Below are 18915 nucleotides of genomic sequence, written 5' to 3'. Positions count from 1 at the left end.
CTGCGGTTTACCGGCCGCGGTCCGCCATGCCTGATTCTGGAACGTTTCGTGAGCTCCCCTCGTGGTGTGATGGTGGATTGACGGCGGATTGACGCCGGAATCACCGCCGGTACGTCACCCGTCCTCGCGACACGGTCAGCACGACGTTCCCGCGCAGCAACGCACGCGGCGCGGCGCGAAACGGATCGACCGTCATGACCGTGAAATCCGCCCGCTTGCCCACGGCAATCGTGCCGCCGTCGCGTTCGTCGAATCCGGCAAAGGCCCCCCACGCCGTGTACCCGCGCACGGCCTCTTCGGCGGTCATGCGTTGCGCGGGGTACCACCCGCCCGGCGGCGCGCCGCTGGTATCCTCACGGGTCATGGCGGAATGCAGGCCGTAGAACGGGCTCCAGTCTGAGCCGGGAAGGTCCGACGAGAAGACGAGTGGGGCCCCGGCTTCGCGCAGCGTACGCCATGCGTAGGCGCCGGCCATACGCTCGGCCCCGACACGCGTCTCTGCCCACCCCTTGTCTTCCACGGCATGCGGGGGCTGCACCGACGCCACCACGCCCATGCTCGCGAAGCGCGCGATGTCGGCGGGGGCAATGACCTGCGCATGCTCTACGCGATGGCGCTGGTTGCGCGCGGCGGGCGCCGCACGCTGCACGGAGTCGATGAAGTTGAGCGTGGCGCGATTGCCCGCGTCGCCGATGGCATGAATGCCCACCTGAAATCCGGCCGTCATGGCATCGGCCACGAGGCGTTGATCGAAGCCGTAGGCGCCCCCACTCACGCCCCGATGCCCCGGGCGATCCGCGTAGTCGGCCAGCATCTGCGCACCCCGGGAGCCAAGGGCGCCATCGTAGTACGCCTTGACCGCACGCACGACCAGCATGCCATGGGGGGCGCTGAAGGGGCCGCGGGCAATCCACCGGCGAATCAGCGCCGAATCGCGGGCACTGAGCATGGCGTACACACGCAACGGTAGCGAGTCGCGGCTCGCCAGGCGTTCGAAGCTGTCCATGACGTCGGGCGCCACGCCGGCCTCGTGCACACCGGTGTAGCCCGCTTCGGCCATCACGCGCAGCGCACGCAGGAGCTGCGCATCCCGCTGCGACGGTGTTGGGAGCGGCACCGCATCGTCGAGCAACGGCACCGCGCGATTGAGCACCAGTCCCGTGGGGTTGCCTTGGCCGTCACGGCGAATCTCCCCGCCGGCGGGCGATGGCGTTTCGCGCGTGATGCCGGCGAGCGTGAGCGCGCGTTCGTTGGCCCACGAGGCAAAGCCGTGCAGGCTGCGCAGGATGACCGGGTGATCGGGGACCCGCGCGGAGAGCAACCGCTTGTCGGGATAGCGATTCGCCCATGCTCCTTCGTCCCACCCGTACCCCAGGATCCACTCCCCCTTGGGGGTGACGGCAGCACGCGACGCAATGCGTGCTACCGCCTCCTCCTCCGTCGCCACGCCGGTGAGGTTCACCCGGTCCAGCGACTGTCCCAATTCGGCCACGTGCGTGTGCGCATCAACGAGGCCCGGCAGCAGCGTCTGGCCGCCCAGATCCACGACCTGCGCGCTCGCCGCTGCGATGGCGCGGGCGCCGGAGTCGCTTCCGACATAGATGATGCGTCCCTCCTGCACGGCCACCGCCGTGGCGTCGTGTCGCCACCCCGTGGCGGAGTCGAAGGGCGCAGCGGCGTTGGGACGTCCGTCGCGGCCGGGCTCCGGCCACGTCAGCGTGTACACGCGGCCATTGAGCAGCACCAGATCGGCCTCAGGTGCGACGGACGCGTCACGTGCGGACGACGAACAGGCGGCGAGAGCCGCGAGGAGCGCCACGGCGGCGCGCGCCGCATGGCTACGGGAGCGGGAGAAGGCGGGCATACGCAGAAGCTACGACGCAAACGCCCGCGCCGTGGTATTCTTGTCCGCAGCACCCCACCCCGGAATCACGCATGCTCCTGCGTTTCGCAACCGCGCTGGCAGCCATGGCGCTCGTCGTCGCGCCCCTGACATCCTCCGCACCCATACCGGTCGCGGTATCCGCGCCAACGCCGTCGTCGTCACCGAGCGACTTTCTGTACCTGTGGGCATCGTCGGTGGACAGCAGCGGCCCCGACTTCCTGGCGGTGTACGACGTACGCCGTCCGGCGTCAGCCACGGCGCGCTACGGCCGTCTGGTCACCACGCTGGCGGTGCCCGGGCGTGGTCGTCGCACGCACCATACGGAGCACACGCTTGCTGCTGACCGCCAGCTGTTCGCCAACGACTTCGGGTCGGGTGAGTCGTATGTCTTCGATCTCACGCGCCCTGCGGCCCCGCGGCTCGTGACGCATTTCGAGCAGGTGGGCGCGCTCATGCACCCCCACAGCTTCTGGCGCCTCCCCAACAACAACGTGCTGGCCACCTTTCAGATGCAGCACGACAGTGCCGGCATGGCCGCCGGTGGGCTGGTGGAGATGACCCCTGCCGGTGGGGTGGTGCGGGTCTCCTCGGCACTTGCCCCCGGCGTGGACCGACGCGTGCGCCCGTACTCGGCGGCCATCCTGCCGGACATCGACCGCGTGGTGGTGACCACTTCGGACATGGACAACGCCGACACGACGCGCGCGCTGCAGCTCTGGCGCCTCTCCGACCTGCAGTTGCTGCATACCATCGACCTGCCGGGCGGTGCACGCGGTGATGAAGGCTACCGCAGCGCCGAACCACGTGTGCTGCGCGATGGTCGCTCCGTGCTGGTGAGCACCTTCAACTGCGGACTGTACCTGCTGCACGAGGCGGCCGGGGCGGCTCCACGTGCGGAGCTGGTTGCCTCCTTTCCCCGGAAGCCGGGCACGTCGTGCGCCGTGCCGGTCGTGGCGGGTAACTACTATCTCATTACGGTGCCGGCATGGAGCGCCGTCGTGAGTCTCGATGTGTCGAACCCGCGCGCCCCGCGGGAAGTGTCGCGCGTGACGCTTGGTCCCGACGATGTGCCCCACTGGATCGGCATCGAGCCCAACGAGCGTCGCGTGGTCATCACCGGCTATCGGGCCATGAAGACGCGCGTGCTGCTCGCCGACTTCGATGGACGTACCGGACGTCTCTCGATTGACCAGCGCTTTCGGGCGGCCGGCAGCACCGAGCCGGGCTTCCGTCTGGAAGGCGTGCAGTGGCCGCACGGTGGCCATGGGGCTGCCACGCCGCACGGCGCCGTGTTCAGCCGCCCCTAGCAATTACATCTGGCGCGGTGGCCGGTGGTGCGCGTTACCGGCGCGGCTGCTGGAGCATCCACGGCAGGGCCCGCAGCACGGCGCCGCGCACCATGAGGGTGTGCCCTTCATTGACGCGCTCTTCGTAGACCCCAGTGGGGGTCGCTGCCGCTGCGGCCTTGACGCGTGCGGCGGGGATGATGGGGTCCAGCTGGGCGCCGAGGAAGAGCACGGGCGGAGCACCGGCGGCCGTAACGCCCGCCCCGCCGGCGAGACAGGCCACGGCGGTCAGCGCGCGCGGGCGCTCCTGCGCCAGCCGTGCGGCGGCGCCGGCACCCATGGAATGCCCGAGCAGGTACACGCGTGAGGCGTCGAGACGGTAATCACGCCCCAGCACCGCCATGAGCGAATCGAACTGCACGGGACTGGTCATGAACGGCGTGGTCGCCAGCGATACGAAGAGCAGGTCGTTCTCGCGCGCGACACGCGCAGCGACGCCCTGGCCATAGCCGTTGGCGAACATGTTCTCGTCGCCCCCCGCGCCGTGCAGCGCCAGCAGCACGCCCACCGCCCGTGTTGCGGCGGCGCGCGGCGCGATGACGCGCATGGCCACCGCGGTACCGTTCGCACCACGATAGCTGCGCCAGAGGTCGCCCACCTGTCGGGCATAGGGATTGTGCCCCTTCTCGAGAGCGCTCACCTCGGCGGCCACGGCGCGGGCGAGTGTCGACGGCTCCGCCAGAAACTCGGCACTTCGCTCAGCCGACACGGTGTCCACCAGGAGCGCTGTGCGGGCGCGCGCCGAGACGATGGCCTGCGCGAGCGGCCCCGCACTGTCGAGGCGCATCAGCCGGGCGGCGAGTGCATCGCGCAAGGCGCGGGCGGGGCGGCCGTCGATCACGACATCACGCGGCAGCTCGCGCCTCACGTAACGGTAGGTCGGGTCCGCCATGGTGATGGCCGTGTCCATCATGGCCGCTGTCACGGCAAAACGTCCACCGAAGAAGCTCAAGGTGGACCGATCGAAGATACGGTTGAGGGCCGCACGCGTGCTGTCGGTGAGGCGCGCGCTGGAGTCGGCGGCCGCATACGCGGCATCCATGAGCAGGTAGCGCGTAGCCAGATCGGCGCGCGTGACGGCACCCGGTGCGGCGGTTGCCGCCGCTGCACCCTGTGCAACCGCCGTGGATGCCCCGGTGATGGATAGGAGCAGCGCCACGGCGCACGGCCGGCGAACAGAACGAAGGTTCATCATGGTACCGGCAATCTCGTGGTCGGCGTGCCCGTTGCGCAACACGGCACCGTGACGGCGCGTGACGACGCGTGACGGTGACGTGACTGATTCTTCGGCACGCGCGCGGAGCACCGTGACACGAGCAGGGAATGCTTGGCGTGGTCGATCCCACGTTCCCGTTCCCTGGCTCTCGGAGCAACACCATGGTTGGTCGCTTGCGTTTCGTGCTGACGCTCGGTGCAGTACTCGCGTATACCCTGGGCAGTCGCTCGCTGTTGGCACAGGGTACCGACGCGGCCATCGGCGGCCGCGTCGTCGATAGCACTGGGACACCGCTGCCCAGCGTGGAGGTCATCGTGCGCAACGCCTCCACCGGGTATACCGGTCGCGGACAGACACGAGCGGATGGCCGCTTCCTGTTCCCGCAGTTGCCCCTCGGCCGGAACTACGCGGTGACTGTGCGCCGCATCGGCTATCAGGCGCAGCTTCGCGACTCATTGACGCTGTCGCTGGGTGATCGGCTGGAACTCGTGTTCCGTCTCGTGCCGTCGGCGGCCAACCTCGAGCCCGTGCGCGTCACCGACGAAATCGGGACTGGCGCGCGTCGTGAACGGCTAGGCGCATCGACCAAGGTCTCAGCGCGGGAGATCGAGGAACTGCCGGTGCAGAATCGCAACTTCACCGACCTTGCCCTGCTCGCGCCCACCACATCGGGCGGCGGCTTCAACATTGGTGGTGCACGAGCCACCTCGACCGATGTGCGCATCGACGGCGTGTCCGCGCGCAACCAGCTGGGTGGCGGTCAGGTGGGGCGCGGGCCCTTCACGCTATCGCTGGCCGCCATCCGCGAATTCGAAATCGTCACCAACTCCTACGACGTCACGCAAGGCCGTCAGGGGGGCGGCGCCATCAGTGCCGTGACCAAGAGCGGCACGAACACGGTGGAGTCCAACGCCTTCGTCTTTCATCGCGACGAAAGCTTGTCGGCAACGGAGGACTTCCTCGGACGCAGTCGGGCGTTGCGACAGCAGCGCATCACGCAGTGGGGTGGGTCCGTCGGTGGGCCCATCATCAAGGACAAGCTGCACTACTTCGTGGCCTTCGATCGGCAGGATCAGCAGGAACCGTTCTTCGTGCTGGACCTGCGTGACCAGCAGGAGGAGATCCAGGCCCGCATTGCGCGCGACTCGCTGACCCGTCTCGTGGACGTCCTCCAGCGGCGCTACGGCATGGATCCGGCCCAGGCGTTCGGCGCATACAGTCGCGCTCCGGTGGCGAATACGCTCTTTGCACGCCTCGACTACCGCCTGAACGACAAGCATCTGCTCACGATTCGCAACAACTTCTCCGATTGGAACAACCCGCAGAGTGGGGTCAACGATCAGGGCCGTCCCCTGCTGGCGGAGGCGCGCAACAGCTTCAACTCCCTCGAGAACGGCGGTCTCGTCTCGCTTCGCTCCACTCTGTCCCCGAACGTCCAGAACGAAGCGAAGCTGGCGGTGAGCTACGCGCAGCGCGCCTGGGAACCCAACGCCGTGCTGCCGCGTGGTGAGGTCCTCATCAACTCCCGGCTTCCCGATGGCTCGAACGGCCAGGTCACGGTCCAGTTTGGCGGTCATCGGTTCGCGCCCGAGCGCAATCGCGAAACGCAGTATCAGCTGGTGAACACCACCTTCATGCAGCGCGGTCGGCAGACCATCTCCTTTGGTGTGGATAACTCGCTGACCTATCTCAACACCTACCTGTCCATTGAGACGGGCGGTCAGTACAACTTCAACTCTCTTGCCGATCTCGAGGCCGGCCGGGCCGCGCGCTATCGCCGCAACGTGCCACTGCTCGAACCGGAGCCGACCGCGCGGCAATGGGTGCTTGATGCTGCCGCCTTTGCCCAGACGGAGTGGCAACTTACGCCGCGGCTGACCACGACGCTGGGCGTGCGCTACGATGTGACGAGTTTCCTCACGGCTGCGCGCTACAACCCGACACTCGATCAGGCGCTGGGGCTGCGCACGGATCGCACGCCTACCGACTGGGACAACATCCAGCCCCGCGCGTCACTCGTGTGGGATGCCACCGGTGATGGCCGCAATCTGCTGCGCGCCGGTGCCGGCGTGTTCACGGCGCAGCCCCACTACTACGCGCACGTGAACCACATCCTGAACAGCGGGATGGAGCAGGCCGGTATCGACGTGCGTGGGGCGCAGGTGCCCGCCCCCGACTACGTGGCGTTCCGGCGTGATCGCAGCACGATTCCCGGCTTGCTGCCGGGGGTGCCGACGGCCACCCGCGTGGATCTCATCAGCCCGGACTTCGAGGTGCCCAGCACGGCCAAGGCCAACCTGTCGTACCAACGTCGCATCGCCAGCTGGCTGACTGCTGGCACGTCGCTGTTCTACGCGCGGACCTGGGACAATTACCACTACGTGGATCGCAATCGCGCCGCCCAGCCGTTCTTCACCCTCGACAACGAACTGAATCGTCCCATCTATGTGCCGACCTCCAGCATCGATGCGGCGGGCAACACGTTCATCACGAACTCGTTCCAGACGCAGGCGATCGGCCGCGTCCTGGAGCTGGTGCCGGAGGGCTCGCTCGAGCAGAAGACGTGGACGGTGGAGCTGGGGGCCAGCCCCTACCGCGACGCCGCGCTGAACGCCTCGTACACGCTCAACAGCACGCGCGACAATACGTCGTACAACTGCTGCGTGGCCGGCACGGCGCTCAACACGGCCACGGCCGGTGACCCTCGGAACCTGGGCAGCCTGTGGGGGCGCTCCGACAGCGACTTCCGGCACAAGCTCGTGCTCTTCGGCTCGCTGCCGTCGGTGTATGGCTTCCGCATCAGTGCCCGCTACGTGGGATCGAGCGGGTCCCCGTTCTCGCTGGTGACCAGTCGTGACATCAACGCCGACGGCTCGCCGAATTCGAATGATCTGGCCTTCCTCTTCGATCCGGCGGCGCCCGGTACGCCCGCTGCCATCGCCACGGGCATGCAGCAGCTCATGGACAACCGCGCCAGCATCGTCGCCGACTACGTACGCGAGAACCTCGGCCGCTTCGCCGAGCGCAACGCCCTGTACAATCCCTGGCAGGATCGTCTCGATCTCCGAGTCGCCAAGACCATTCGCACCTTCGGCGGTCAGGCCGCCGAGCTCACCATCGACGTGTTCAACCTGCCGAACCTGTTGAACAGCGACTGGGGTGCCATCTATTCGGCGGGGTCTGCACAGAACCTGCTCAACGTGACCGGGTTCGATCAGGCCACGCGGCGCTATCGCTACACCGTGAACCAGAATGCTGGTGTGCTGCGCAAGTCGGGCAATCCGTACCAGATCCAGGCCGGACTGGCCTACAAGTTCTGATGCCCAGTTCACCGGAATCCCGCATGATCAGCACGAAGAACCTCCGCTCTGTCGCGTCCATCGCGCTTCGGTATATGGCCGCGGTGGGCGCCCTCGTGGGGGCAGTCACGCCGGGGGCGACAGCGCTCCGCGCGCAGTCGGCCCCATCCGACCACGTGGTGCTCATCTCCATCGATGGCCTCCGCCCCGAGTTCTATCGCGATGCGGCGGCGTTCGGCGCCCCCACAATCCAACAGATGGCGCGCGACGGCGCGCACGCCCTTGGCGTACGGGGGGTGTTTCCGTCGGTCACCTATCCCTCGCACACGACGCTGTTCACCGGTGCCACGCCGCTGCGCCACGGCATCTACTACAACAGCCCGTTCGAGCCGCAGGGAGCGACGGGTCGGTGGTATTGGGAGGCGGATTCCATCAAGGTGCCGACGCTGTTCTCGGCCCTGCGAAAGGTCGGCAAGAAGACCGCCGCCGTGATGTGGCCGGTAACAGTCGGCGCACCGGTGGACTTTCTGGTCCCTGAGGTCTGGTCACTCGACAGCACGGTCGAGCGGATCCTGCCGATGCGTCAGCTCGCCACGCCGGGATTGGTGGAGGAGCTCGAGCGCGAGGCGACTGGCCGCCTCGATGTGCGTCGCAATTTCCATGGCGACTGGCTGACGCGTGATGACCGACTGGGGGCCATGGCGGCGCATATTCTCGAAACCCGTCGTCCCGCGCTCACCGCGCTGCATCTCATCGGCACCGATCACTTCCAGCACGAAGCGGGGCGCTCAGGCGATCGTGTGGCACGCGCCGTCTCCGCGATCGACCGCGCGGTGGGGCAACTGGTGGACGCCGCGGAGCGCGCGGGCATTCTCGATCGCACCACGTTCATCATCACCGGCGATCACGGCTTCGTGAATACCCAGTTGCAGGTGAACCCGAACGTGCGTCTGGCCGGCGCCGGACTGCTCGACAGTGCGCGCGGTCCCACCTGGCGTACCGTCTTTCACGTGGAAGGCGGCGCAGCGTTCCTGCACCTGCGAGACTCGCGTGACACCGCGGCCGTGACCGCCGCGCGTCGGGCCCTCGCGGCCGCGCCCGCGGCAGAGCGGCGCCTCTATCGCGTGGTCGAACGGGCCGAACTGGATCGGATCGGTGCCGACCCTCGGGTGCCGTTCGCGCTCACGGCGAGCAATGGCGTGCGGATGGGCAGCGCGCGAACGGGTGCGGCGGTGCGCGCCTCGAGCGGCGGCACACACGGACACTTTCCCACGGACATGCCGGAGATTCTCACGGGGTTCGTGGCCTGGGGTGCGGGAGTACGCGAGGGCATGGTCGTCCCGATCATGGACCTCACCGATGTGGCCCCGCTCATTGCCACACTGCTGGGTGTGCCGTTTCCTGCACTCGACGGGGTGCTCCAGTCCGGGATGCTCCGGCGGTAGCTGGATGCCGTGCGGCGGCTAACTTGTCTATCGGATTGCCGACCCACTTCTCCTGCTGCGAGCGTTGGATGAGCACCCTTGAGCCCATCACGGTATCTGTCGAGCTGTCCTGCGACCCGGCAACGGCCTTTGCGGCCTTCACCGAGCCGGCGTCGGTGATGGCGTGGAACTTCGCGTCGCCGGATTGGCACTGCCCCCATGCCACGAACGATGTGCGCATCGGGGGTACCTTCTCCTATCGCATGGAGGCGCGCGACGGCTCGATGGGATTCGATTTCGAGGGCACCTTCCTCGATGTGCAGCCCGGTGCATTGCTGCGCTTCGCGTTGGGCCCCGAGCGCGTGGTCACGGTGCAGTTCATTCCGCTGGCCGGTGGCACTGAGGTGCGGGAGACCTTCACGCCCGAACACGAGCATCCGCTCGAGATGCAGCGCGATGGCTGGCAAGCCATTCTCGACAACTATCGCGCGCACGCCGAATCGCGCGCGCGATAATCCACGTCCAGCCGCCGCCCTCCATGCCACGACTTCGTTCCGCCGCCGGCGCTCGCCCACTCATGGGCGTGCTCCTCCTGCTTTCGTCTTGGATCGCAACCGCAGGGGCGCAGGCACCGCGCGGCGCACCGGCGGGCGGCACCAGTGCCACGCGCGCCGCCGTCATGGCCGTCGTGGACTCCGCCATGGACGCCATCAATCGCGGCGACATGGTGCGGCTGTCCAATCTCATGACCGACAGCGGACAGGTCTACGCGGCGCGCGAGCGCAACGGCGCACCGGGCTTCACGATGCGCACCGCCGCCTCGCAACGGGCATCGGGGCAGCGGGCGCCCATCATCGAACGGGGGTTCGATGCGGAGGTGCGGGTCGCCGGCAGCATGGCCTCGGTGTGGTTGCCGTACGACCTGTGGCAGAACGGCGTCTGGTCCCACTGTGGCATCGACCAGTTCACCCTCGTGCAGGTGGGGGTGACCTGGCGCATTGTCAATCTCACGTATTCGGTTGAGCAGCCGCCCGCTTGTCGCATGCACCCCAGCGGTCCGCCGCCGGGACACCGCCCGCCGCCGTCGGTTCCCCCAGCGGCGGCACGCTAAGGGGGCCGGTCAGGGACGGCGCGTGACCTTCGCGTCTTCCAGCACCAACGGATACACGTAGCCGGCGCCGAAGTCCTTGTTGGTGCGCACGGTGCCCGTCACGGTGACGGTGTCCCCTACCGCGGCCGTCTCGAGGGACGTGGCGGTGACATCATGCGTGCCAACCCCGGCATCGCCGCTGCCGTCCTGCAGGTGAATCCAGTTCTTCCCCATGACGCCGGCGTTGTACTTCACCACGACGCCCCGCACGGCGACCGTCGTGCCGGCGAGGGTGGATGCGCGCGCGTACAGTTCCCCTATGGTGCGGCCATTGGGACCGGTCGCACGCGGCACCGGGCCCACCTTGGCGTTCACCGCCGCGGGCGTCCCCGGCGAACCCGCCAGCGGGTCGGCCGCACCCGACAGGCCATTGGGACCGGTGGCGTCCGCGCCCGAGCTCCCGGCACCGGCGTTCGGATCGAGCGACCCGAAGTAGATCCGCGCAAAGGTGCGCTTGAGCGTTGGTGAGGCGAACTGCTCCATGAGCATCACGTTGTAGACCGTGACGCTGTCTCCCGTGTGCACCGGTGCCTCGTTCACCGCCGCCCATTCGTCGCCGGCCGCGGTTTCGAGGCGCAGATAGACGTACGGCCCCACGGCCATCTGCTCGCGTACGGTGCCGGAGAGTGTGCCACCGGCCACCACCGCCGCCGCTCGTACCCGCGCCGTGGTAGCTGTGGCGGGTGGTTGGGCGGCCGAATCCCCGGCGCCGTCGGCACAGGCCGCCACGCCCAACATGCCCGCCACCACGACCAGCTGTCCCGCAACGCGACCACGCATGAAGCACTCGTCGGATAAGTGAAGTCCAGCTGGGCCACACGCCCGCTCCCGCCGAACGTACCGGGTGAAGCATGGCGTTCCAATGGGCGCGGCTCATCGCTTGCGCGCCCAAGGCAACGGCGCCGTCCCCCGAAGCGCCGCCTCCACCTGGGCCAGCCGCGCGGCGCGCAAGGCGCCCCTCGAAGCGGTGGGTGAACCAGGTCATTGATGGCGTGGTTGCCGCGTCACGGTTCGCCGCGCGGCCCGTCGTCCACCGCACCGCAGGAAAGTCCCAGCTGCGGCCCCACGTGGCCAGGGCTGATCGGGCCCTGCTCCGTGAGGTTGATGGCGTACACCGCGGTACGGTTGACACCGAGCACCGGAGCGGCATGCCCGTCGATGCGGTCCCTGGCGCCACAAAGCGCGCGCACCGCCTCGTGGAGGGCGGACAGGCCATGGGTGTCGGCGGGAACCCTATGTGTCCTGATGCAGGGAGAGAAGCATCGTGATGGTCAACAGAAAGGCACAGTGCCCGGTTCGCCACGACTATGGCCGAGTCTGCTCTCTCGGGGCGCGCCAAATGCTACATTGCCCATTGGCATGAATGCCGTGGTCCTCAACCCCGAGTCGCGCGTGACTCAGTTCAAGATCTGCCCGCGTTGCGGTGATGCATACGACGACAACGTGGATTTCTGCGCCAAGGATGGCACCCGCCTGATCCGCTCAGGCCAGAGTGCAGACTTGGTGGGAACCGTCATCGCCGAGCGTTATCGTATCGAGTCGCGGCTGGGTGAAGGCGGTATGGGGCAGGTGTATCTCGGCGAGCATGTTCGCATGCGGCGCAAGAGCGCCATCAAGATCATGCGTTCGGCCTTGATGAACGAACCCGAAGCGCTGCAGCGCTTTACCCGCGAAGCGGAGAACGCGAGTCAGCTGTCGCATCCGAACATCGCCGCCATCTTCGATTTCGGCGACACGGGCGACGGCATGGTGTACCTCGCCATGGAGTATGTCGACGGCGGCTCGCTGGACGATCTGCTGCACGCCGAAGCGTTGCACCCGGACGTGGCCGCCGACATCATCGGTCAGGCCGCCGACGGGCTGCAGGCCGCGCACGACAAGAACATGCTGCATCGGGACATCAAGCCTGACAACATCATGCTCGCGCGTCGCCACGACGGCACGTATCTCGTGAAGCTGGTGGACTTCGGCATTGCGCGCACGTACGGCGTGAGTGACCAGAAGGTCACGCGCACCGGCTTCGCCGTGGGGACCCCGCAGTACATGTCGCCCGAGCAGCTGGCCGGCGAGGGCCTGGACCCACGCAGCGATCAGTACGCCCTGGCGTTGGTGGCGTACCTTGCTCTCACGGGCAAACCGGCATTCTCCGGCGAGAGCACGAAAGAGTCGCTCATTCAGCGACTCACCAGCCGTCCGCAGGCGTTGCGGGATGCGCGCGAAGACGTGGAGTGGCCGGAAACGCTGCAGGATGTATTCAATCGGGCGCTCTCACCGGAGCCCGCCGACCGCTACGACACGGTCATCGCGTTCGCGGAAGAGCTCATGATGGCGATCAGCACGATGACGCCCAGCCAGACGGCGGAACTGTATCGGCGCGCGCTCGACGTGCGCACGGCGAGTCTCGTGGCCCGCACGCCCGGTTCCGCCGTGAGCCTCTCGTCGGGGGAGCGCACGAGCGTGTCGCGCGAGCCCCCGGCGACGGCCTCCACGACCGGGGCGACCGCGACGGTGGGTGACGCGACACCGCCCAAGGCCCGATGGCCATACGTGGCGGGCGGAGTCGCTGCGGTGTCGGTGGCGTTGACGCTCTGGGCGGTCAATCGTGACGTCCCGGTGCCGGTACCCGCCAGCGATTCTCCCGCTGCGCCGGCCACGGTGATGACGGATTCGGCCGCCACCGTGGCGGTCGCCGCCATGTCGGCGCCGAAGTCGGACAGTATGCGCCCGCCGAGTGCCGCGTCGTTGGCCGGACTCCCCGGCACCGCCGCCGGACGCTCGGGCAAACCGGGCGCCGCTGGCGCGGCGGGCAAGCGAGATTCCACCAGACGCGGACGGAACGACAGCGCGCGCACCGACGCGGCCAAGCGCGCGAAGGCAATGGCGGACAGCATCGCCGACGTCGCGGCCTCCCGCTCGCGCTACCCCGATGCGCCGCTGCGCGCCATGATCGCGCGTGGTATCGACACCAGGGCGCATCAGCATCGCTTCGACGACCTGCGCGTGGTGGTGATGCCCACGCCGCTGGTGGTCTGGCGGGCCGAACAGGTGAACAGCTGGAAGTCCACGTACAAGCGCAGCGATGGATCCGGTTACGATATCGCCGACCCGATCGAACGGTGGAGTGGCTGGACGCGTGCTGCGGCCAGTCGACGCGCCGGGTATGTGATGGAAGTGTCGTCGGACCGCACGCCCTGGCCCAAGACCGACCCCGAACGGCTGGTGGACTTCAAGCGCGGCGACGTCGCGTCGGTGGAGCTGCTGCGTGATGGGCAGGCGGTCCCGCTCGATGGCGGTTCGATCGTGCCGGCGGTGGCGATTCCCGACGTGCAAGCCTCGGGCAATCGTCCGGTCTTCAACGCCTTCGTGGCACAGTTGCCGCCCACGGCCTTTCAGCCGCGAGAAGACGGATCACAGCCCCGTTTCGAGCTCGTAGTGCGTGACACGAAACGCGGGAACGTGGTGAAGACCACGCTCCCCGGCGCGCTGGCGACGCGCCTGTACAACGAACTCGCCCCCTGGCGCGACGCGTTGGCGCGGTGAACTCCGGCGTCCGCCAGTGACGCCGCGGCGATGAGCGACGTGAGCCTCGCCGGCGAAATCAGAAGAAGAAAAAGGAGAACCGGCCGCCGCTGGAGCCAAGGCTGCTGAAGCGCTGGTTCACGATCGTGTTGTAGATGGAGCCAAAGGTGTAGCGAATGCCGATGTTCGTGGTGATGCGGAAGCCCGTCTCCAGCGCCTGCCGCTGCAGCAGGATTTCCTCCTCAGTGTTGCCGGCGCGCGGGAGGTAGATCTGGTCGTTGATGCGCGCGGCAGAGCCGCCGATGTTGAGCGAGAAGCCGCGGCCGAGGCGCAGATCCACGTTGCCGCTGAGCGTCAGGGCATGGCGATTGAAGTCGTGCAGGTAGTTCAACCAGTCGAGTGACACGTTGCTCGAGCCCCAGGATTGCCGGGCTACATACGAGGCGGTGGCTTGCTGGCTGAACCGGGTTTCATTGTCACGATCGAAGACCGTGGTGCGCTGATAGTCGTAGTAGTTGGGCCCCACGTTGTAGAGGAACGTGAGCTGCCGCCGCGTCTGCTCCGTCCAGGGGAACAGATTGTACTCGATGGCCGGCTGGGCGCGCAGCGCCAGGTCCTGGTTGAGGAAGTCGGAGAAGCCAGCGCCCAGCTTGAGCCCGGCCGACCAGTGCGACGAGAGCGACCGTACGATGAGCGAGGTCGCATTGTACGTACGCTGCTCGTTGGTCACCGTGAAGGCCGGGCGTGTGGCGGTCGGCGGAATCTCGAAGCGCTGCTCATTGAGGTTGCCGCTGAGCGAGAAGTTCATCTTCCACTTCTCGGTAGCCCGATTGGCCGACAGCGACAGCGACGCGTTCACCGACTGCTGCCGATCCTCGGCGCGCACGAACGCATTCATGTTGGTCGTGTACGTCCAGAGGTTCCACTTGTCCTTGAGGTCGGCCGCCGACGCCTGCTGCTGCGCGGGGCGCCCGAACGGCGCGAAGTACGCCACCTGCACGCGAGACGCGATCGGCGATCTGGCTACGTAGCGCGTGAGTCCCAGCTTGAAGACGCGCGCCAATTCACGACGGATGCGATCGTCGGGATCATTGGGCAGCGTATTGAGGATCAGCGTGTCCGCCATGCCTTCGAAGGCGCGGCGGCCAATGAAGGTGATGGTGTTCTCCGTGCCACCGCCGCCGTTGGTGAGCCCCGAGACCAGAATCTGCACGTCGGCATCGAAGCGGTCGCGCATCCAGTTCACGAAGTTCACGTCGGTGACGATGAAATCGCGGTCACATCCGCGAATGCGTCCCTGGCAGTCGAGAAAGACACGAATGGCCTGCGACTGCAGCGTGGCCGAATCGGGGCGCATGGCCCCCGGTGGCATGCCACCGGGCGGGCCACCGCCGGGCGCGCCGGGGGGGCGGCCAACCGGGGGGCCTTGTGCCGCCACCGGGGCGGCGAGCAGCGGCAGCCCCACGAGGGCGGCGCCGACCCACCGGCGCGGCGCACCGGTGGGCGCACGAAGTGCAGAAAAGAACACGAGAGGCGTGGATTGCGGAGAGGAAAGGCGCTCACATCGGACGCGACGGTGCGCCGAACGAGATAAACCCACCTCTAACGTGCGAATGCGGCAGGCGGTTCCCCGGACCCATCACCTACACCTGCTTGGCTTTCCACCCTCCTCGTCGGAAAAAGACCGCACTGATCACCGCCAGCGCCGTATACGCGCCCACGACCGCGATGTAGACGCCGCGCCAGGCGAGTGCGGTGTGCTGCGACATGTACCAGGCCAGCGGCAGCTGCAGCACCCAGAACACCACGAAGTTCATCCAGCTGGGTGTGCGAGTATCGCCCGCGCCGTTGAAGCTCTGCTCGAGCACCATCCCCAAGGCGTACAGCGGGAAGCCGAGTGACATGATCTGCAGCCCCGTCACCCCCACGTCACGCACGGCGGAGACATCACTGAACCATCCCACGAGAGTGGGGGCGGTGAACCAGAACAGCACCCCGGTGAGTCCCAGCACCACCATGTTGATGCGTGCGGCCACCCACACCGCCTGTTCGGCGCGTGCGGGATTGTCTGCGCCAAGCGCCTGACCCACCATCGTCGCCGCGGCGGCGCCCACCCCATAGGCTGGCATCAGGGCAAAGAGCAGGATGCGAATGGCAATGGTGTAGCCGGCGACCGCCGTGGCACCGAATCCCGACGTGATGCGCACGAGTGCGATCCAGCTCATGGAGCTGAGTGCCACCTGCACTGTCCCCCACCCGGAGAGCGTGGCAATGTGCAGCATGGTGCCGGGCTCCACGCGCACGTGCCGACGGTGCACATGCAGGTTCCCTTCGCCGGTGCTGAGGTGCCAGAGCGCCCAGAGGAATCCGACGGTGCGGCCGATGACGGTAGCCCAGGCGGCACCGTCGATGCCCAACGCCGGGAACGGTCCCACCCCGAAGATGAGCAACGGGTCGAGTACGATGTTGATCGCGTTGCCCAACATGAGCACGCGCATGGCCACGGCCGCGTCGCCGGCACCACGAAACGCCGCGTTGATGAGAAACAGCAGGAACACCGCGCTGTTGCAGGCGAGCGAGACCCGCGTAAAGCCCGTCCCCATGCGCAGGACCTCGGCATCGGCGCCCATCAGCGCCAGCAGATCATGCGCAAACACCGCGCCGGCCACTCCCAGGATCACCGAGAGGAGCAGGCCGAGCAGCAATCCCTGTACCGCGGCGCGCGCGGCGCCGTCGGTGTCCTTCTCGCCAATGCGCCGGGCCACCGTCGCGGTGACCCCGATGCTGAGTCCCATGGCCACCGTGTAGATGACCACCATGAGCGACTCGGTCAGGCCGATCGTGGCCACCGCGGCCGGCCCGAGCCGCCCCACGAAGAACGCGTCGACTACCGCGAAGACGCTCTCCATGGACATTTCCAGCACCATGGGGACGGCCAGCAGAAAGATCGCTCGCCCAATGGCCCCCTGCGTATAGTCGTGTTCGGCACCACGCACGGCGTCGCGGATGTCACGCCAGAGACTGGTGCGCTCGGCCTGCTCGCCCGTGTCGGTACGCTCAGGCGTACTCGGTGCGGGGTGGGCGGATACCACGTGTGTTGAACCGTCTGAAGACTGTGGCGGCGGATGGTGCATGAATCCTCACGGAGGACAAACGAAACGCCCCTCTGCCAGGCGAAGCAGAAGGGGCGTGTGAACCCGAGGCGCGACCGAAGTGCCGCGGCTACCGGAGAGGCCCTGCTTCGCGATGCGATACCACCGTGACGACGTCGGCCGTCACCGGCCGCATGCAGATGCGGTCGCTGGGGGTGGTAGAGATGGCGAGCACAATCATCGGCGGATTCCGGAAGGTCGAAACAGAACGTGACACCTATCGTACCGCGCCGGTTCACCTGTCGCAATAGTGGGGAGTGCGCACTCGGCTGCATACTTCGCGGATGACCAGACTTCTGCTCACCGGGGGGCTGCTTGCCGCTGTGGCGGCGGTGGCACCACCCGCGGCGGCGCAACCGGTGTCGCGGCGCTTTCCCGTGGATACCGCGTCGATCGCGACCATTCACGGCGCCTTCAAGGGCAGGCGGCTGACGTGCCGCGCCCTTGTGGAAGGCTATCTCGCGCGCATCGAGGCGCTCGACCAGCGCGGACCCGCCGTCAACAGTCTGGTGCTGCAGAATCCTGATGCGCTGACGATCGCCGATTCGCTTGATCGCCGATTCGCCGCCGAGGGGCCGGTCGGGCCGCTCCACTGCATCCCGCTCATCGTAAAGGACAACTTCGAAACGGCGGGACTGCAGACCACCGGCGGCTCACTCGCGCTCGAGGGGTGGAAGCCACTGCGTGACGCCACCATGGTGCGCCAGGTGAAGACCGCGGGCGCGATCGTGCTGGCGAAGAGCAATCTCGCCGAATGGGCCTTCACGCCCTACGAGACCGTGAGTTCGATTCTGCCGGGCTACACGAAGAATCCGTATGCGCTCGATCGCGTCACGGCGGGGTCCAGCGGAGGCACCGCAGCCGCCGTCGCGGCCGGATTCGGCACGCTCGGCCTCGGCACCGACACCGGCAATTCCATACGCGGGCCGTCGGCGCACCAGGCGCTGGTGGGCATTCGCAGCACCATGGGGCTCACCTCGCGCGCCGGCGTGATTCCCCTCAATGCCTCCGCCGACATCGCCGGGCCCATGGCGCGCAGCGTGGCCGATGCCGTGGCGGTGTTCGACGTGATCGCGCACAGCGACCCGGCCGACAGCATCACGGCCCCGGCCGATGCGCGGCGGGCGGCGCGCTATGCCGAGGCGCTCAAGCGGGGTGCGCTCAAGGGGGCGCGCATCGGGGTGCTGCGGCAGGCCTACGATCGCCCCACGCTCGACGGCGAAGTGCGCGCCGTGTTCGCACGCGCGCTCGCCGATCTGCGCCGCGCCGGTGCGGACATAATTGACTCGGTGCGGGTGGACTCGCTCGACATGATCCAGCGGCGCCAGCAGGGCGGATGCAATCGCTTCAAGGCCGATCTCGAGGGCTACTTCGCGGCTCGGGCCCCGAATGCCCCGGTGCAGACGCTGGCGGATATCCTGCGCAGCCGGCGCTTCCATCCCACTGTGGAACTGCGGCTGCGCGAGGCGGCCGCAAGTACGGATGACCCCGCGACGAGCGCTGGCTGCGCGAGCCGCGAGCGGGTGCGGGCCGATCTGCGCGTGGCCGTGACGCAGCTCATGGATTCGCTCCGGATCGACGCGTTCGTGTATCCCACGTGGAGCAACCCGCCGCGGCTGATCGGCGACCTCAACACGCCGCATGGCGACAACAGCCAGCTCTTCTCGCCGAGCACCGGCTTCCCGGCGATCACGGTGCCCATGGGCTACACGCGGGGTGATCGCCTGCCGGCGGGGTTGCAGTTCTTCGGCCGCGCCTGGGACGAGTTCAAGCTGATCGGCTACGTCTACGACTACGAACGGCTCACCCGGCACTGGCGCCCGCCCGCGCTCCCCACCGCACCCTGACCCCAGTCAGAGCTGTCAGAGCTGGGGTCAGAGCTGGGGTCAGAGCTGGGGTCAGAGCTGGGGTCAGAGCTGGGGTC

12 protein-coding genes are annotated in these 18915 nt (G+C 67.8%); 7 read left to right on the top strand and 5 right to left on the bottom strand.

The window, feature by feature from the left end; all coding sequences use genetic code 11:
• Positions 1–100: 100 nt before the first annotated feature.
• A complete protein-coding gene (locus O9271_RS16360) occupies positions 101–1864 on the bottom strand; it encodes an amidohydrolase (protein WP_298272043.1) in 1764 nt (587 codons plus the stop codon).
• Positions 1865–1935: 71 nt separating this feature from the next.
• Here O9271_RS16360 and O9271_RS16355 point away from each other — a divergent pair, with 71 nt between their 5' ends.
• A complete protein-coding gene (locus O9271_RS16355; protein ID WP_298272040.1) occupies positions 1936–3192 on the top strand; it encodes a hypothetical protein in 1257 nt (418 codons plus the stop codon).
• A gap of 34 nt (positions 3193–3226) precedes the next feature.
• On the opposite strand, the gene O9271_RS16350 is transcribed toward O9271_RS16355, so the two are convergent.
• Positions 3227–4426, bottom strand: coding sequence for a hypothetical protein (locus O9271_RS16350; RefSeq protein WP_298272037.1), 1200 nt, complete (start codon positions 4424–4426; stop codon positions 3227–3229).
• Between the two features lie 182 nt (positions 4427–4608).
• Between O9271_RS16350 and O9271_RS16345 the strand changes: the two genes are divergently transcribed.
• From O9271_RS16345 to O9271_RS16330, 4 genes are all read left to right on the top strand, one after another.
• The gene (locus O9271_RS16345; RefSeq protein ID WP_298272034.1) at positions 4609–7767 is read left to right on the top strand and encodes a TonB-dependent receptor; all 3159 of its coding nucleotides are present in this window, start codon (positions 4609–4611) and stop codon (positions 7765–7767) included.
• 23 nt (positions 7768–7790) lie between these two features.
• The gene (locus O9271_RS16340; RefSeq protein ID WP_298272032.1) at positions 7791–9191 is read left to right on the top strand and encodes an alkaline phosphatase family protein; all 1401 of its coding nucleotides are present in this window, start codon (positions 7791–7793) and stop codon (positions 9189–9191) included.
• 68 nt (positions 9192–9259) lie between these two features.
• Positions 9260–9685, top strand: a complete 426-nt coding sequence (locus tag O9271_RS16335; protein WP_298272029.1) for an SRPBCC domain-containing protein — start codon at positions 9260–9262, stop codon at positions 9683–9685.
• A gap of 23 nt (positions 9686–9708) precedes the next feature.
• The gene (locus tag O9271_RS16330) at positions 9709–10281 is read left to right on the top strand and encodes a hypothetical protein (RefSeq protein WP_298272027.1); all 573 of its coding nucleotides are present in this window, start codon (positions 9709–9711) and stop codon (positions 10279–10281) included.
• A 9-nt stretch (positions 10282–10290) separates the two neighbouring features.
• Here the strand turns inward: O9271_RS16330 and O9271_RS16325 are convergent, their stop codons facing one another.
• Positions 10291–11100, bottom strand: coding sequence for a hypothetical protein (locus O9271_RS16325; protein WP_298272024.1), 810 nt, complete (start codon positions 11098–11100; stop codon positions 10291–10293).
• Positions 11101–11679: 579 nt separating this feature from the next.
• On the opposite strand from O9271_RS16325, the gene O9271_RS16320 reads away from it, so the two are divergent.
• The gene (locus tag O9271_RS16320) at positions 11680–13860 is read left to right on the top strand and encodes a serine/threonine-protein kinase (RefSeq protein ID WP_298272020.1); all 2181 of its coding nucleotides are present in this window, start codon (positions 11680–11682) and stop codon (positions 13858–13860) included.
• A gap of 58 nt (positions 13861–13918) precedes the next feature.
• On the opposite strand, the gene O9271_RS16315 is transcribed toward O9271_RS16320, so the two are convergent.
• Positions 13919–15367 (bottom strand): hypothetical protein, encoded by a 1449-nt coding sequence (locus O9271_RS16315; protein WP_298272017.1) that lies wholly within the window; start codon positions 15365–15367, stop codon positions 13919–13921.
• A gap of 115 nt (positions 15368–15482) precedes the next feature.
• Positions 15483–16931, bottom strand: coding sequence for an MATE family efflux transporter (locus tag O9271_RS16310; RefSeq protein WP_298272015.1), 1449 nt, complete (start codon positions 16929–16931; stop codon positions 15483–15485).
• A gap of 344 nt (positions 16932–17275) precedes the next feature.
• On the opposite strand from O9271_RS16310, the gene O9271_RS16305 reads away from it, so the two are divergent.
• A complete protein-coding gene (locus O9271_RS16305; RefSeq protein WP_298272013.1) occupies positions 17276–18838 on the top strand; it encodes an amidase family protein in 1563 nt (520 codons plus the stop codon).
• The last annotated feature ends 77 nt before the right edge of the window (positions 18839–18915 follow it).

It is taken from the genome of Gemmatimonas sp. (assembly GCF_027531815.1).
Lineage (GTDB): Bacteria > Gemmatimonadota > Gemmatimonadetes > Gemmatimonadales > Gemmatimonadaceae > Gemmatimonas.
The sequence above is the reverse complement of the archived record's forward strand: the minus strand, read 5'-3'. Positions and strand labels throughout refer to the sequence as shown.

What these genes read in the sequence shown, in the direction of transcription:
- O9271_RS16340 (WP_298272032.1), top strand. Translation starts at nt 7,791, where the DNA reads ATGATCAGCACGAAGAACCTCCGCTCTGTCGCGTCCATCGCGCTTCGG.
- O9271_RS16360 (WP_298272043.1), bottom strand. Translation starts at nt 1,864, where the DNA reads ATGCCCGCCTTCTCCCGCTCCCGTAGCCATGCGGCGCGCGCCGCCGTG.
- O9271_RS16350 (WP_298272037.1), bottom strand. Translation starts at nt 4,426, where the DNA reads ATGATGAACCTTCGTTCTGTTCGCCGGCCGTGCGCCGTGGCGCTGCTC.
- O9271_RS16345 (WP_298272034.1), top strand. Translation starts at nt 4,609, where the DNA reads ATGGTTGGTCGCTTGCGTTTCGTGCTGACGCTCGGTGCAGTACTCGCG.
- O9271_RS16325 (WP_298272024.1), bottom strand. Translation starts at nt 11,100, where the DNA reads ATGCGTGGTCGCGTTGCGGGACAGCTGGTCGTGGTGGCGGGCATGTTG.
- O9271_RS16330 (WP_298272027.1), top strand. Translation starts at nt 9,709, where the DNA reads ATGCCACGACTTCGTTCCGCCGCCGGCGCTCGCCCACTCATGGGCGTG.
- O9271_RS16335 (WP_298272029.1), top strand. Translation starts at nt 9,260, where the DNA reads ATGAGCACCCTTGAGCCCATCACGGTATCTGTCGAGCTGTCCTGCGAC.
- O9271_RS16320 (WP_298272020.1), top strand. Translation starts at nt 11,680, where the DNA reads ATGAATGCCGTGGTCCTCAACCCCGAGTCGCGCGTGACTCAGTTCAAG.
- O9271_RS16305 (WP_298272013.1), top strand. Translation starts at nt 17,276, where the DNA reads ATGACCAGACTTCTGCTCACCGGGGGGCTGCTTGCCGCTGTGGCGGCG.
- O9271_RS16355 (WP_298272040.1), top strand. Translation starts at nt 1,936, where the DNA reads ATGCTCCTGCGTTTCGCAACCGCGCTGGCAGCCATGGCGCTCGTCGTC.